The sequence below is a fragment of the Serratia sp. PGPR-27 genome (assembly GCF_022678525.1).
Lineage (GTDB): Bacteria > Pseudomonadota > Gammaproteobacteria > Enterobacterales > Enterobacteriaceae > Serratia > Serratia nematodiphila.
On sequence record NZ_JALBYS010000032.1, the window covers coordinates 50,778 to 64,685 of the forward strand.

Annotated in this window: 16 protein-coding genes; 15 read left to right on the forward strand and 1 reads right to left on the reverse strand. The window is 58.3% G+C overall.

The window, feature by feature from the left end; genetic code table 11:
• Positions 1-2 precede the first annotated feature (2 nt).
• The 6 genes from kefB (at position 3) to MMS95_RS17365 (ending at position 6,587) form a co-directional block, all read left to right on the forward strand.
• Positions 3-1,811, forward strand: coding sequence for a glutathione-regulated potassium-efflux system protein KefB (kefB, locus tag MMS95_RS17340; protein ID WP_156866454.1), 1,809 nt, complete (start codon positions 3-5; stop codon positions 1,809-1,811).
• 14 nt (positions 1,812-1,825) lie between these two features.
• A complete protein-coding gene (locus tag MMS95_RS17345; protein ID WP_015379274.1) occupies positions 1,826-2,029 on the forward strand; it encodes a YheV family putative zinc ribbon protein in 204 nt (67 codons plus the stop codon).
• 112 nt (positions 2,030-2,141) lie between these two features.
• Positions 2,142-2,729 carry a peptidylprolyl isomerase gene (gene slyD, locus MMS95_RS17350; RefSeq protein WP_004930407.1) on the forward strand — a complete coding sequence of 196 codons (588 nt, stop codon included), beginning with the start codon at positions 2,142-2,144 and terminating at the stop codon, positions 2,727-2,729.
• Positions 2,730-2,821: 92 nt separating this feature from the next.
• Entirely contained in the window at positions 2,822-3,850 is a 1,029-nt protein-coding gene (locus MMS95_RS17355) for a LacI family DNA-binding transcriptional regulator (protein WP_015379273.1), read from the forward strand.
• A 123-nt stretch (positions 3,851-3,973) separates the two neighbouring features.
• A complete protein-coding gene (nhaC, locus tag MMS95_RS17360; RefSeq protein ID WP_156866455.1) occupies positions 3,974-5,413 on the forward strand; it encodes a Na+/H+ antiporter NhaC in 1,440 nt (479 codons plus the stop codon).
• 1 nt (position 5,414) lies between these two features.
• Positions 5,415-6,587 carry a MalY/PatB family protein gene (locus MMS95_RS17365; protein ID WP_060557847.1) on the forward strand — a complete coding sequence of 391 codons (1,173 nt, stop codon included), beginning with the start codon at positions 5,415-5,417 and terminating at the stop codon, positions 6,585-6,587.
• Positions 6,588-6,602: 15 nt separating this feature from the next.
• Here the strand turns inward: MMS95_RS17365 and MMS95_RS17370 are convergent, their stop codons facing one another.
• Entirely contained in the window at positions 6,603-6,830 is a 228-nt protein-coding gene (locus MMS95_RS17370; protein ID WP_004930414.1) for a SlyX family protein, read from the reverse strand.
• A 356-nt stretch (positions 6,831-7,186) separates the two neighbouring features.
• Between MMS95_RS17370 and fkpA the strand changes: the two genes are divergently transcribed.
• The 9 genes from fkpA to MMS95_RS17415 form a co-directional block, all read left to right on the forward strand.
• Positions 7,187-8,026 (forward strand): FKBP-type peptidyl-prolyl cis-trans isomerase, encoded by an 840-nt coding sequence (gene fkpA / locus MMS95_RS17375; RefSeq protein ID WP_015379270.1) that lies wholly within the window; start codon positions 7,187-7,189, stop codon positions 8,024-8,026.
• Positions 8,027-8,398: 372 nt separating this feature from the next.
• Positions 8,399-9,121 (forward strand): transcriptional regulator, encoded by a 723-nt coding sequence (locus tag MMS95_RS17380; protein ID WP_033631941.1) that lies wholly within the window; start codon positions 8,399-8,401, stop codon positions 9,119-9,121.
• Complete coding sequence (gene tusD, locus MMS95_RS17385; protein ID WP_242142006.1) at positions 9,121-9,510, forward strand: sulfurtransferase complex subunit TusD; 390 nt, start codon at positions 9,121-9,123, stop codon at positions 9,508-9,510. The genes MMS95_RS17380 and tusD overlap by 1 nt, the downstream gene beginning before the upstream one ends.
• Before the next feature lie 7 nt (positions 9,511-9,517).
• Positions 9,518-9,877: a sulfurtransferase complex subunit TusC gene (tusC, locus tag MMS95_RS17390; RefSeq protein ID WP_033631943.1), complete on the forward strand. Its 360-nt coding sequence runs from the start codon at positions 9,518-9,520 to the stop codon at positions 9,875-9,877.
• A gap of 9 nt (positions 9,878-9,886) precedes the next feature.
• Positions 9,887-10,174: a sulfurtransferase complex subunit TusB gene (tusB, locus tag MMS95_RS17395; protein ID WP_004930424.1), complete on the forward strand. Its 288-nt coding sequence runs from the start codon at positions 9,887-9,889 to the stop codon at positions 10,172-10,174.
• A 143-nt stretch (positions 10,175-10,317) separates the two neighbouring features.
• Positions 10,318-10,692 carry a 30S ribosomal protein S12 gene (rpsL, locus tag MMS95_RS17400; RefSeq protein WP_004930426.1) on the forward strand — a complete coding sequence of 125 codons (375 nt, stop codon included), beginning with the start codon at positions 10,318-10,320 and terminating at the stop codon, positions 10,690-10,692.
• A gap of 96 nt (positions 10,693-10,788) precedes the next feature.
• Complete coding sequence (gene rpsG, locus MMS95_RS17405) at positions 10,789-11,259, forward strand: 30S ribosomal protein S7 (RefSeq protein WP_004956203.1); 471 nt, start codon at positions 10,789-10,791, stop codon at positions 11,257-11,259.
• A 93-nt stretch (positions 11,260-11,352) separates the two neighbouring features.
• Positions 11,353-13,467 (forward strand): elongation factor G, encoded by a 2,115-nt coding sequence (gene fusA, locus MMS95_RS17410; protein ID WP_004930429.1) that lies wholly within the window; start codon positions 11,353-11,355, stop codon positions 13,465-13,467.
• 70 nt (positions 13,468-13,537) lie between these two features.
• The coding region (locus MMS95_RS17415) for a GTP-binding protein (RefSeq protein WP_040202416.1) at positions 13,538-13,908 on the forward strand (371 nt) is incomplete at its 3' end.

Sequence of the window (13,908 nt, forward strand, 5' to 3'; positions counted from 1 at the left end):
TCATGGAAGGATCGACCTTACTGACCGCCATTTTGCTGTTCCTGTTTGCCGCGGTGGTGACGGTGCCGATCGCCCGTCGTCTGGGGATTGGCGCGGTGCTGGGCTATCTGATCGCCGGTATCGCCATCGGCCCGTGGGGATTGGGCTTCATTCGCGACGTTGACGAGATCCTGCACTTCTCCGAACTGGGCGTGGTGTTCCTGATGTTCATCATCGGCCTGGAGCTGAACCCCAGCAAGCTGTGGGAGCTGCGGCGCTCGATCTTCGGCGCCGGCGCCGGCCAGGTGTTGATCACCGCGGCGGTGCTGGGCGCGTTGCTGTACCTGACGAACTTCGCCTGGCAGGCGGCGGTGATAGGCGGTATCGGCCTGGCGATGTCTTCCACCGCCATGGCGCTGCAGCTGATGCGCGAAAAGGGCATGAATCGCAACGAAGGAGGGCAGCTGGGTTTCTCGGTACTGCTGTTCCAGGATATGGCGGTGATCCCGGCGCTGGCGTTGATCCCCATTCTGGCCGGCGCCGGCGGCACCAGCGACGACTGGGCGAAGATCGCGCTCAAGGTGGCGGCGTTCGGCGGCATGCTGATCGGCGGCCGCTTCCTGCTGCGGCCGCTGTTCCGCTATATCGCCGCTTCCGGCGTGCGCGAGATTTTCACTGCCGCGGCGCTGTTGCTGGTGCTCGGCTCGGCGCTGTTTATGGAGACGCTTGGCCTGTCGATGGCGCTCGGCACTTTCATTGCCGGCGTGCTGCTGGCGGAGAGCGAATACCGCCACGAACTGGAGATCTCCATCGAGCCGTTTAAAGGGCTGCTGCTGGGGCTGTTCTTTATCTCGGTGGGCATGGTGTTGAATATCGGCGTGCTCTACACCCATCTGGCCGAGGTGTTGATCGGTGTACTGGCGCTGGTGGCGGTGAAATCCGGTGTGCTCTACGGCGTGTCGCGCCTGTTCGGCCTGCGTAGTTCGGTGCGCCTGCAGTTTGCCGGCGTGCTCAGCCAGGGCGGTGAGTTTGCCTTCGTGCTGTTTTCTGCGGCGGGCACGCAAAAGGTGCTGCAGCCGGATCAACTCTCTTTGCTGCTGGTGGTGGTGACGCTGTCGATGATGACCACACCGCTACTCATGCAGGCCATCGACCGCATTTTGGCGCGCCGCTATAACGCCAAAGGCGAAGACGAGGAGACGCCGTACGTAGAGGACGACGATCCGCAGGTGATCATCGTTGGCTTCGGGCGTTTCGGCCAGGTGATCGGCCGCCTGTTGATGGCCAACAAAATGCGCATTACCGTATTGGAACGCGACGTCAGCGCCGTTGGCGTGCTGCGGCGTTACGGATATCAGGTTTATTACGGCGACGCCACCGAGCTGGAGCTGCTGCGCGCGGCGGGCGCCGAAAAGGCCAAGTCGATCGTGATCACCTGCAATGAGCCGGAAGACACCATGGAGATCGTGCGGCTGTGCCAGCAGCACTTCCCGAATCTGAGTATTCTGGCGCGGGCACGCGGCCGCGTGGAGGCGCATGAGTTGCTGCAGGCGGGCGTGAAACAGTTCAGCCGCGAGACCTTCTCCAGCGCGCTGGAACTGGGGCGCAAGGCGTTGATGGAGTTGGGCATGCACCCGCATCAGGCCTTCCGCGCCCAGCAGCATTTTCGCCGCCTGGATATGCGCATGCTGCGTGAACTGATGCCGCCGCATCAGGGCGACGTGGCGCAAATTTCTCGCGTGAAAGAGGCGCGGCGCGAGCTGGAAGAGCTGTTCCATCGCGAAATGCAAAAAGAAAGTCGCCAGTTTGACGGCTGGGATGAATACGAATAAGCGGGAGCATAACGATGTCTGCAACACGTAAGAGATTTATCGCCGGAGCGGTGTGCCCGAGCTGTAGCGCCATGGATACGCTGGCGGTATGGCGGGAGGATCAGGTGGAAGTGGTGGAGTGCGTCAAGTGCGGCCATCACCAGCGCCAGACCGAACAACAGGTGGAAAAACACGTTCGACCGCAAGAGCAGGTGATCGGCATTTTTCAGCCGAAGTAGCGTTTTTTTATCCCGAAGGGTACAGCGAGGCAGATTTCCGTTACAATCTGTCCGGAAAAGGCGCGCATCCTGATAACGGTGCGCGTCCTAGTAGCCAACGGTAGGAGATATCATGAAAGTAGCAAAAGACTTGGTGGTCAGCCTGGCTTACCAAGTACGTACAGAAGACGGTGTTTTGGTTGATGAGTCTCCGGTGAGCGCACCGCTGGACTATCTGCACGGGCATGGTTCTCTGATCGCAGGTCTGGAAAAAGCGCTCGAAGGCCACGACGTTGGCGATCGTTTTGACGTTCACGTCGGCGCGAACGACGCGTACGGCAACTACGACGAAAACCTGGTGCAGCGCGTACCGAAAGACGTCTTCATGGGCGTTGACGAACTGCAGGTCGGCATGCGTTTCCTGGCTGACACCGATCAGGGCCCGGTACCGGTTGAAATCACCGAAGTTGACGGCGACCACGTGGTGGTTGACGGCAACCACATGCTGGCCGGCCAAAACCTGAACTTCAACGTGGAAGTTGTCGCGATCCGCGAAGCGACCGCAGAAGAACTGGCACACGGTCACGTACACGGCGAGCACGACCATCACCACGAACACGGTGAAGGCTGCTGCGGCGGTCACGGCCACAGCCACGATCACGACCATGGTCACGACCACGGTAAAGGCGGTTGCGGTAACGGCGGTTGCGGCTGCCACTAAGCAGAACGCGATCACGAGACAAGAGGGCGGCCATCGGCTGCCCTTTTTTATGCGCGGCGCACCGGGCGCCGAACAGCACGACAGGACATGTCATGGCCACCATGAAAGACGTTGCGCGCCGAGCCGGCGTTTCCACGGCCACCGTCAGCCGGGTGATCAATAATACCGCCTACGTTGAGCCGGTGACCCGCGAACGCGTCGAGAAGGCGATGCGCGAGTTTAACTACCACCGCAACGCCGCCGCGCTGGCGCTGGCGAAAAGAAGCGGCAATATGCTGGGGTTGCTGACCGGCAACCTCGACGATCCGTTTTTTTCACGCCTGGCGCGGGGCGTGGAAGACATCACGCGACAGGCCGGCGTGCGTTTGATGTTGTGCAGCGGCGGGCATCAGGCCGAACTGGAAAAAAGCGGCCTCGACTTTCTCATCAATCAGGGATGCGAAGCCATCGTGGCGCACGTCACGCGCATGGGGGAGGAGGAGCTGCTGCGCTACGCCGCCCACACGCCCGCGCTGGTGCTGATCAACCGTTACCTGCCCGCCATCGCCAACCGTTGCATCTGGCTCGACAACGCCAATGCGGCGCAGACGGCGACCAAGCTGCTCATTCGTCAGGGGCATCGGAGAATCGCCTGCGTGACGACGGATCTGCCGATCGACGACCGCGCGCAGCGGTTAGCGGGTTACCGCCAGGCCATGGCCGCCGGCGGCATTGAGGTGCCCGGCAGCTGGATCATCAGTGTGCCCTTCAATGAAAGAGGGGGCGAACTGGCGGCCGAGCGCGTTCTGGCCAGCGACCAACGCTTCACCGCCGCAGTGACGTTCAACGACGTGATGGCCGCCGGCATGATGCGCACCTGCCACCAACGGCAAGTTCAGTTGCCTGAAGCGCTGTCAATCGTCGGTTTTGACGACATTGCCCTGGCGAAATATCTCCACCCCGCGTTGACCACCGTGCATTACCCTATCGAAAAAATGGCCCGCCGCGCCGCGCGTCTGGCGCTACAAATCCACAGCGGCAGCGACGTCGCGCCGCAGAACAACCGCTTTTCGGCCGAACTTATCCTGCGAGACTCCGTCGCCGATGGTGAGAGGACTGAGCAAAGCAAGCGCGGCGAATGAGAGGCGGCTCACATAACGCCATCTCATGAAACCGATTACATGGCCAGGGGCCTGCGCTCACATCCTCCGATTACCAAAGCCATTACGCTGTTGCAGTACCCCCCTCTTCAACAGGAGCCGTATATGGATAATAAGAAAACGCTCAACCTTGGGCTGGCGACGCTGCCGATTGTGGCCATGCTGTTGCTGCTCATCATCGGCTATGGCCAGTTTGGCCTGCGCATTGAACCGCTGCTGCTGATGTCCGCCGCCATCGCTGCCGCGTTGGCCTGGTGGCAAGGCTACCGCTGGGATGACATCATCGGGGCCATCGTGGCCAAGCTGGCTAAGGCGATGCCGGTGATCATGATCCTGATCTGCGTGGGCGGGCTGATCGGCACCTGGATGATCAGCGGCACAATCCCTTACATGGTGTATTGGGGGCTGAAGCTGATTAGCCCGCAATACATTCTGATCGCCGCGTTCTTCATCACCAGCGTGATCTCGGTGTGCACCGGTACCTCGTGGGGGGCGGCCGGCACCGTGGGCGTGGCGCTGATGGGCGTGGCCGCCGGTCTGGACGTGCCGCTGGCCGCCGCGGCCGGGGCGGTGGTGTCCGGCGCCTACTTCGGCGACAAAATTTCCCCGTTGTCCGATTCGACGAACTTCGCGGCTATCGTCGCGGATACCGATCTCTACAGCCATATCCAGCATCTGATGTACACGACGCTGCCGAGCTTCATCCTGGCCGCCGTGGTGTACCTGATCGCCGGCCACACCGGCGCGGTGGGCAGCGTGGCAACGCCGGAAAAAGTGACCGAAATCGTCAGCGCGCTTGAGGGGTTGTACCATTTCAATCTGCTGTTGATCCTGCCGCCGGTGCTGGTGCTGTGGGGCGCGGTGACCAAACGGCCGGTGATCCCCGTCATGCTGGCCGCCTGCGCGCTGGCGATCGCCATCGGCGTCGCGCTGCAGGGTTTTAGCCTGCAACAGGGGCTGAATGCGTTGATGGACGGTTTCAATCTGTCGATGTTCGCCAGCCAGGGCCATAACGTTGAAGGGATCGTCGCCGATGTGCCGCGCCTGCTGAACCGCGGCGGCATGTTCTCGATGATGAGTACGATCCTGCTGGTGTTCTGCGCCTTTTCCTTCGCCGGCGCCTTGACGCTGACCGGCGCGCTGACGGTGATCATCAGCCGGCTGCTGAAAGTGGTGCACACCACCGGTCAACTGATCGCCGCTACCGTTGCCACCACCATCCTGGTGACCGGCGCGACCAGCGACGGCAAGCTGGCGCTGCTGATCCCGGCGGAGCTGTTCAAAGGGGCCTATCGACGCATGGGGCTGGACAACAAAAACCTGTCGCGCACCGTCGAAGATGCGGGCACCGTCATCGAGCCGCTGATCCCGTGGACGGCCGCCGGTATTTACATGGCGACCACGCTGGGAGTGAGCACGCTCGATCTGCTGCCGTGGGCGATCCAATGTTATGTCGCAGTGGTGTTCGCCCTGATTTATGGCTTCACCGGCTTCGGTATCGCCAAACTCCAACCTCAGAACGACTTGCAGCGTAAGGAAGCCTGACATGACGAGTCATTTCAACGCCATCATCGATCGCCACAATACCGGCTCCGTGAAGTGGGACTTCATCGACCGCTATCTGCAACTGGACGGCAGCGAATTGTTGCCGATGTGGGTGTCCGATTTCGACTTTCCATGCCCGCCGGAGGTGCAACAGGCGCTGCATCAGCGGGTGGACCACGGCGTCTTTGGCTACAGCGAACGCGACGACGCCTACTACCAGGCGGCGATCGACTGGTTTGCCAAGCGGCACGACTTGCCGCTGCGGCGCGAGTGGTTCACGTCGATTGAAGGGGTGGTGCCGGGGTTGGCGATGCTGATCCAACTGCTCAGCAAGCCGGGGGACGGCGTGGTGGTGCAGGGGCCGTACTATGGCTCGTTCGCCAAGATAGTCACCATGAACGGCAGAGAGGTGATTGAAAATCCGCTGCTGGAAACCCCGCAGGGATACCGGATCGATTTCGACCAGCTGGCCGCCTGCCTGGCGCAGCGCAAACCGCCGCTGTTGTTGCTGTGCAATCCGCACAATCCGACCGGCCGTTGCTGGCGCCGCGAGGAACTGGAGCGGCTCATGGCGATCTGCCACGCCCACGATGTCACGGTGATCTCCGATGAAATTTGGGCCGATCTGCTGCTGCCCGGCGAGACGTTTACATCGGTGTTGCATCTGGACGAGGAATATCGCGAGCGGGTGATTGCGGCGACGTCCGCCAGCAAAACCTTCGGACTCTCTTCGCTGCGCATTTCGAATTTCCTGATCCCCAATGCCCGGCTGCGGCAGGCGTTTGTCGATCGGCTGAACGCCCACGGGCTGGATGTATTCAACGCGCTGTCGATGACGGCGGCGACCGCGGCCTATCAACGGGGCGCTGCCTGGCTTGATGAGCTGCTCGACTACCTGGCGGAGAATCGGCGCTGGTTTGAGCAGGCGCTGGCGGCCGCCGCGCCCTGGTGCACGATGACCCAGGCTGAAGGGACTTATCTCGCCTGGCTGGATTGCCGTGCACTGGGTTTGAACGATGCTGACTTACAGCAGGCGCTGGTGGCGGTGGCGAAGCTGGCGCCGTCGATGGGCAGCGGTTTCGGCCCGGAGGGGAGCGGTTTTATCCGCATCAACCTGGGGTGCCCGCGCCGCTATCTCGAGCGTGCCGTCGACGGGTTGGCACGCCTGAAATAACCGCGCAGCGGGCCCTCAATAGTGCGGCGGAGGGGTTTCTTCCGATTGCGAGGCGATCATTGAGGTTTGGGTCGAGCGCAGCTTGTCGGTCAACATGCGCAGGTGTTCGCGCATCTTCAGCATTTCCATCTGATGCTGGATGACGGTCTGGTTGAGCTCTTCGATGGTGAGCTCTTGGAAGGCCTGGCGGCTCTCCAGTTCTTCAAGCCGCTGTAGCAGGCGTTGAATGTCGGCGTTGTGCATGAGGCTACCTCTGACGCGATAAAATCCTGATTCGGCGTTATGGTAACAGCTGACGCCGGGTTTGCTCGCGCTATTTCTCCTGGCGGCGCGCAACGTTGCGATCGGCAGTGTAAAGTGCTGAAAAGTTGCACGCCCGATACGTCGTTTTTTGCTAACCTCGCCGAATATTCTGCAAGAAAAATCTGATTTATCATGCGAGTAGCACACAGGGGGAAACTTCTTGGCAAAGCGGGAGTCACACTTTGACTCGATTGGTTACCTGTGCGACTGTTTTGTTTTGTTTCAGGCAGCTATAGTAGCCCGGTTATCTTACCTAATGATTGTTTGGGGCATTGCTTCAGACACTGGAGAAATGGATGAAATCTTTGTTTAAAGTCACGCTTCTGGCAACCACCATGGCTTTTGCTCTGAATGCGACCCAGGTCATGGCAGCCGATGCCGCCAAACCGGCAGAAGCCGCTAAACCAGCGGACGCGGCGGCAGCACCGAGCACCGGCAAGTTCAAAAACGACGACGAGCAAGCCGCTTATGCACTGGGCGCCTCTCTCGGCCGTTACATGGACAACTCTCTGAAAGAGCAAGAGAAGCTGGGCATCAAGCTGGACAAAGATCAGCTGATCGCCGGCGTTCAGGACGCGTTCGCCAACAAGAGCAAGCTGAACGACGCCGACATCGAGAAGACCCTTCAGGGCTTCGAAGCGCGCGTGAAGGCTTCCGCGCAGGCGAAGATGGAACAGGACGCCAAGGACAACGAAACCAAAGGCGCTAAGTACCGCGACAGCTTCGCGAAAGAAAAAGGCGTGAAGAAAACCGAATCCGGCCTGCTGTACCAGGTAGAGAAACCGGGCGCGGGTGAAGCACCGAAAGACAGCGACACCGTGGTAGTAAACTACAAAGGCACCCTGACCGACGGTACTGAGTTCGATAACTCCTACACCCGCGGCGAGCCGCTGTCGTTCCGTCTGGATGGCGTGATCCCGGGCTGGACCGAAGGCCTGAAGCACATCAAGAAAGGCGGCAAAATCAAGCTGGTGATCCCGCCGGCATTGGCCTACGGCAAAACCGGCGTTCCGGGCATCCCGGCTAACTCCACGCTGGTGTTCGACGTTGAGCTGCTGGACGTGAAAGCGGCGCCGAAAGCCGACGCTAAAGCCGAAAAATCGGCTGACGCGAAAGCAGACGCTAAAGCGAAATAATCTCGTCGCTCTGTTTGCCACCGCCGCGGATGCCCTCCGCGGCGGTTTTCATTTCGACCGCCGCCGCTTCTCTCTCCATTGAACGCTTGACGCCTGCCGGGCATCGGGCTTAACGTCAATACCACGCGCAAACGCAAGGACTTTGCTCCGGCCGCTTTGCTAGACTAATAATTCTGACTTATCAGTCATGCGTCTGCCCCTTAGGGCGTGTACCTAAAATTGTTCCCGGCCGCCTCGCCCGCGGATGTCATCGTGCCGTTTATGCTGCTCTCAGCCAGCCGCGCTGCGGCGTGCCGACGACGGCAGCGATCCGGTTCGAGCGGTTTTAGCTGCGCCCCCTGGCACAGGCGATCTATGAGGGTGGTATCTTCGATGTCGAATTCGCTTTTATCCAGCGAAGCCAGCGAACTTGATTTGCTGAATGAACGTCCGTTTACTCAAACGGATCATGAAATCCTGAAATCCTATGAAGCGGTGGTCGATGGGCTGGCGATGTTGATCGGCGGCCACTGTGAGATCGTATTGCACGCGCTGGAAGATCTGAACAGCTCAGCGGTGCGCATCGCCAACGGGGAACATACCGGGCGTAAAATCGGTTCGCCGATCACCGACCTGGCGCTGCGCATGCTGCACGACATGGCCGGCGACGACAGCAGCGTGTCGAAAGCCTACTTCACCCGCGCCAAGAGCGGCGTGCTGATGAAGTCGGTGACCATCGCCATTCGCAATCGCGAACAGCGGGTAATCGGCTTGTTGTGCATCAACATGAACCTCGATGTGCCGTTCTCGCAGATCATGCAGACCTTTATGCCGCCGGCCACGCAGGACGTGCCGTCGTCGGTGAATTTCGCGTCTTCAGTCGACGATCTGGTGGCGCAGACGCTGGAGTTCACCATCGAAGAGGTGAATGCCGATCGCTCGGTATCCAATAACGCCAAGAACCGCCAGGTAGTGCTAAACCTCTATGAGAAAGGCATCTTCGACATCAAGGATGCGATCAATCAGGTGGCGGATCGCCTGAATATCTCCAAACACACCGTGTATTTGTACATTCGCCAGTTCAAGAGCGGCGATCTGTTGGGAAACGACCGTTGATGCTCGATTATTGTCTGTTGGTCACCGGCCCGGCTTACGGCACGCAGCAGGCCAGCAGCGCCTATCAGTTCGCTCAGGCCCTGCTGGCGAAAGGGCACCGGCTTTCCAGCGTCTTTTTCTACCGTGAAGGGGTGTTGAACTCCAACCAGCTGACCGCGCCCGCCAGCGATGAGTTCGACCTGGTGCGCGGTTGGGCGCAGCTGGCTCAGCAACACGGCGTGGCGCTCAACGTCTGCGTGGCCGCCGCGTTGCGCCGCGGCGTCGCCGACGAGCAGGAGGCGGCGCAGCAGGGGCTGGCAAGCGCCAACCTGCAGCCCGGTTTTACCCTGAGCGGGTTGGGTTCCCTGGCCGAAGCGTCGCTAAGTTGCGACCGTCTGGTGCAGTTCTGAGGATAGGATGAAACGAGTCGCTTTTGTTTTCACCCATGGGCCGCACGGCGGCGCCAGCGGCAGGGAAGGGCTGGATGCGCTGCTCGCCACGTCGGCGCTCAGTGAAGATGTGGGGGTGTTTTTTGTCGGCGATGGCGTATTGCAGCTGTTGCCGGGCCAACAGCCGGAAAAGATTTTGGCGCGCAATTACATTGCCACCTTTGGCGTGCTGCCGCTGTATGACGTGGAGCGGTGCTATCTGTGCCAGGCTTCACTGCAGGAACGCGGACTGAGCCAGGTGACCGATTGGGTGCTGGACGCCGAGGTGCTGGCGCCGGACGAACTGCGCCGCGAACTGGCCGGCTACGACGCCGTGATGACGTTTTAGGATCCTCTGATGCTGTATACCCTGAGCCATTCGCCAAACCAATGTGACCTGCCTGCGCTGCTGCGCCTGACGGCGCAGGGCGACGCGCTGTTGCTGCTGCAGGACGGCGTGCTGGCAGGCCTTGCCGGCAGCGCTCATCTTGAATTGCTGCTCGCCGCCCCCATATCCCTTTATGCGCTGCAGGACGACCTGGAAGCCCGGGGATTGGTTGGTCATTTTTCGCACAAAATCACTGTCGTCGGCTATAATCACTTCGTTGAATTAACCGAACAACACCGCAGCCAAATGGCCTGGTGATGAGAGTGATGTTGTATATTTCTTGACACCCATACTGGTCAGCCATAAAATTCTGCGTCCTCGTACTTTGCCAGTAGTGCATACGAGGGGATTTATCACATGTTTACGAAGCTAGTACGAAGCAAAAACCAGGAGCTTTTTTAATGGCAACAATTAACCAGCTGGTTCGCAAACCACGCTCTGTGAAGGCTGCTAAAAGCAACGTTCCAGCGCTGGAAGCCTGCCCGCAGAAACGTGGCGTATGCACCCGCGTATATACCACTACCCCGAAAAAACCAAACTCCGCACTGCGTAAAGTTTGCCGTGTGCGTTTGACCAACGGTTTCGAAGTGACTTCCTACATCGGTGGCGAAGGCCACAACCTGCAGGAACACTCCGTAATCCTGATCCGTGGCGGTCGTGTAAAAGACTTGCCAGGTGTGCGTTACCACACCGTCCGTGGTGCACTTGACTGCTCCGGTGTTAAAGACCGTAAGCAAGCTCGTTCCAAGTACGGCGTGAAGAAGCCAAAGGCTTAATGGTTCTCCGTTAAGTAAGGCCAAACGTTTTAACTTTAATGTCAAAATAAACTCGTAGAGTTTTGGACAATCCTGAATTAACAACGGAGTATTTCCATGCCACGTCGTCGCGTAATCGGCCAACGTAAAATCCTGCCAGATCCTAAGTTCGGATCTGAGCTGCTGGCCAAATTTGTAAATATCCTGATGGTAGACGGTAAAAAATCTACTGCAGAAGCAATCGTCTATACCGCGCTGGAGACCCTGGCTCAGCGTTCTGGTAAAGATCACCTGGAAGCTTTCGAAGTCGCTCTCGACAACGTTCGCCCGACTGTAGAAGTTAAGTCGCGTCGCGTTGGCGGTTCTACTTATCAGGTACCAGTTGAAGTCCGCCCGGTTCGTCGTAATGCTCTGGCAATGCGTTGGATCGTTGATGCTGCACGTAAACGCGGTGATAAATCCATGGCTCTGCGCCTGGCGAACGAGCTGTCTGACGCAGCAGAGAACAAAGGTTCTGCTGTTAAGAAGCGTGAAGACGTTCACCGTATGGCCGAAGCCAACAAGGCGTTCGCCCACTACCGCTGGTAATCATCCGGCTGTAGTCATGCTAACCAAGCGGGCGCGTCAAATCGGCCCGCTTGGGTTAACTGAACTTGAACGCCCTAGGAATAGAGGAATCAAATGGCTCGTACAACACCCATTGCACGCTACCGTAACATCGGTATCAGTGCTCACATCGACGCCGGTAAAACCACCACTACCGAACGTATTCTGTTCTACACCGGTGTAAACCACAAAATCGGTGAAGTCCATGACGGCGCTGCCACCATGGACTGGATGGAACAGGAGCAGGAGCGTGGTATTACCATCACTTCTGCAGCGACTACTGCCTTCTGGTCTGGTATGGCCAAGCAGTTCGAACCGCATCGCGTAAACATCATCGACACCCCAGGGCACGTTGACTTCACCATCGAAGTAGAACGTTCCATGCGTGTGCTGGATGGCGCGGTAATGGTTTACTGTGCTGTTGGTGGTGTTCAGCCACAGTCTGAAACCGTATGGCGTCAGGCTAACAAATACAAAGTGCCACGTATCGCGTTCGTTAACAAAATGGACCGTATGGGCGCTAACTTCCTGAAAGTTGTAGGCCAGATCAAAACTCGTCTGGGCGCCAACCCTGTTCCTCTGCAGCTGGCTATCGGCGCAGAAGACAAATTCACCGGCGTTATCGACCTGGTGAAGATGAAGGCGATCAACTGGAACGAAGAAGACGCAGGCGTAACCTTCGAATACGAAGACGTGCCGGCTGACATGATGGATCTGGCTGAAGAATGGCGCCAGAACCTGATCGAGTCCGCTGCGGAAGCTTCCGAAGAGCTGATGGAAAAATACCTGGGCGGCGAAGAGCTGACCGAGGAAGAAATCAAATCCGCTCTGCGTCAGCGCGTGCTGAACAACGAAATCATCCTGGTTACCTGTGGTTCTGCGTTCAAGAACAAAGGCGTACAGGCGATGCTGGATGCGGTAATCGAATACCTGCCGGCACCAACTGACGTTCCTGCGATCAACGGTATCCTGGACGATGGCAAAGATACTCCGGCTGAGCGTCACGCAAGTGATGACGAGCCGTTCTCTGCGCTGGCGTTCAAAATCGCTACCGACCCGTTCGTGGGTAACCTGACCTTCTTCCGCGTGTACTCCGGCGTTGTTAACTCCGGCGACACCGTGCTGAACTCCGTTAAGGCTGCGCGCGAGCGTTTCGGCCGTATCGTTCAGATGCACGCTAACAAGCGTGAAGAGATCAAAGAAGTTCGCGCAGGCGACATCGCCGCTGCGATCGGTCTGAAAGACGTGACCACCGGGGACACCCTGTGTGATCCAGACTCTCCAATCATCCTGGAGCGTATGGAATTCCCTGAGCCGGTAATCTCTATCGCCGTTGAACCAAAAACCAAAGCTGACCAAGAAAAAATGGGTCTGGCTCTGGGCCGTCTGGCTAAAGAAGACCCGTCATTCCGCGTATGGACTGACGAAGAGTCTAACCAGACCATCATCGCCGGTATGGGTGAACTGCACCTCGACATCATCGTTGACCGCATGAAGCGTGAATTCAACGTTGAAGCTAACGTGGGCAAACCTCAGGTAGCTTACCGCGAAGCGATTCGCGCGAAGATTACCGATGTTGAAGGTAAGCACGCCAAGCAGTCTGGTGGTCGCGGTCAGTACGGTCACGTTGTGATCGACATGTACCCACTGGAGCCGGGCTCTAACCCGAAAGGTTACGAGTTCATCAACGACATCAAAGGTGGTGTAATTCCTGGCGAATACATCCCTGCCGTTGATAAAGGCATCCAGGAGCAGCTGAAGTCTGGTCCGTTGGCTGGTTACCCGGTAGTAGACATGGGTATTCGTCTGCACTTCGGTTCTTACCACGACGTTGACTCCTCTGAACTGGCGTTTAAACTGGCCGCGTCTATCGCCTTTAAAGAAGGCTTTAAGAAAGCGAAACCAGTTCTGCTTGAGCCTATCATGAAGGTTGAAGTTGAGACTCCAGAAGAGAACACCGGTGACGTTATCGGTGACTTGAGCCGTCGTCGCGGCATGCTGCGTGGTCAGGAATCTGAAGTGACTGGCGTTAAGATCCACGCTGAAGTACCGTTGTCCGAAATGTTCGGCTACGCAACTCAGCTGCGTTCTCTGACTAAAGGTCGCGCATCATACACCATGGAATTCCTGAAGTATGATGATGCACCGAACAACGTCGCTCAGGCCGTAATCGAAGCCCGTGGCAAATAAGCCGCAGGGTTAAAACCAAAGTCCCGTGCTCTCTCCAGAAGGGGAGAGCGCTATAGTAAGGAATATAGCCGTGTCTAAAGAAAAATTTGAACGTACAAAACCGCACGTTAACGTTGGTACTATCGGCCACGTTGACCACGGTAAAACTACCCTGACTGCAGCGATCACCACCGTACTGGCTAAAACCTACGGCGGTTCTGCACGTGCTTTCGACCAGATCGATAACGCGCCAGAAGAAAAAGCTCGTGGTATCACCATCAACACCTCCCACGTTGAGTATGACACCCCGACTCGTCACTACGCGCACGTTGACTGCCCAGGGCACGCCGACTACGTGAAAAACATGATCACCGGTGCTGCTCAGATGGACGGCGCGATCCTGGTAGTAGCTGCGACTGACGGCCCAATGCCTCAGACTCGTGAGCACATCCTGCTGGGTCG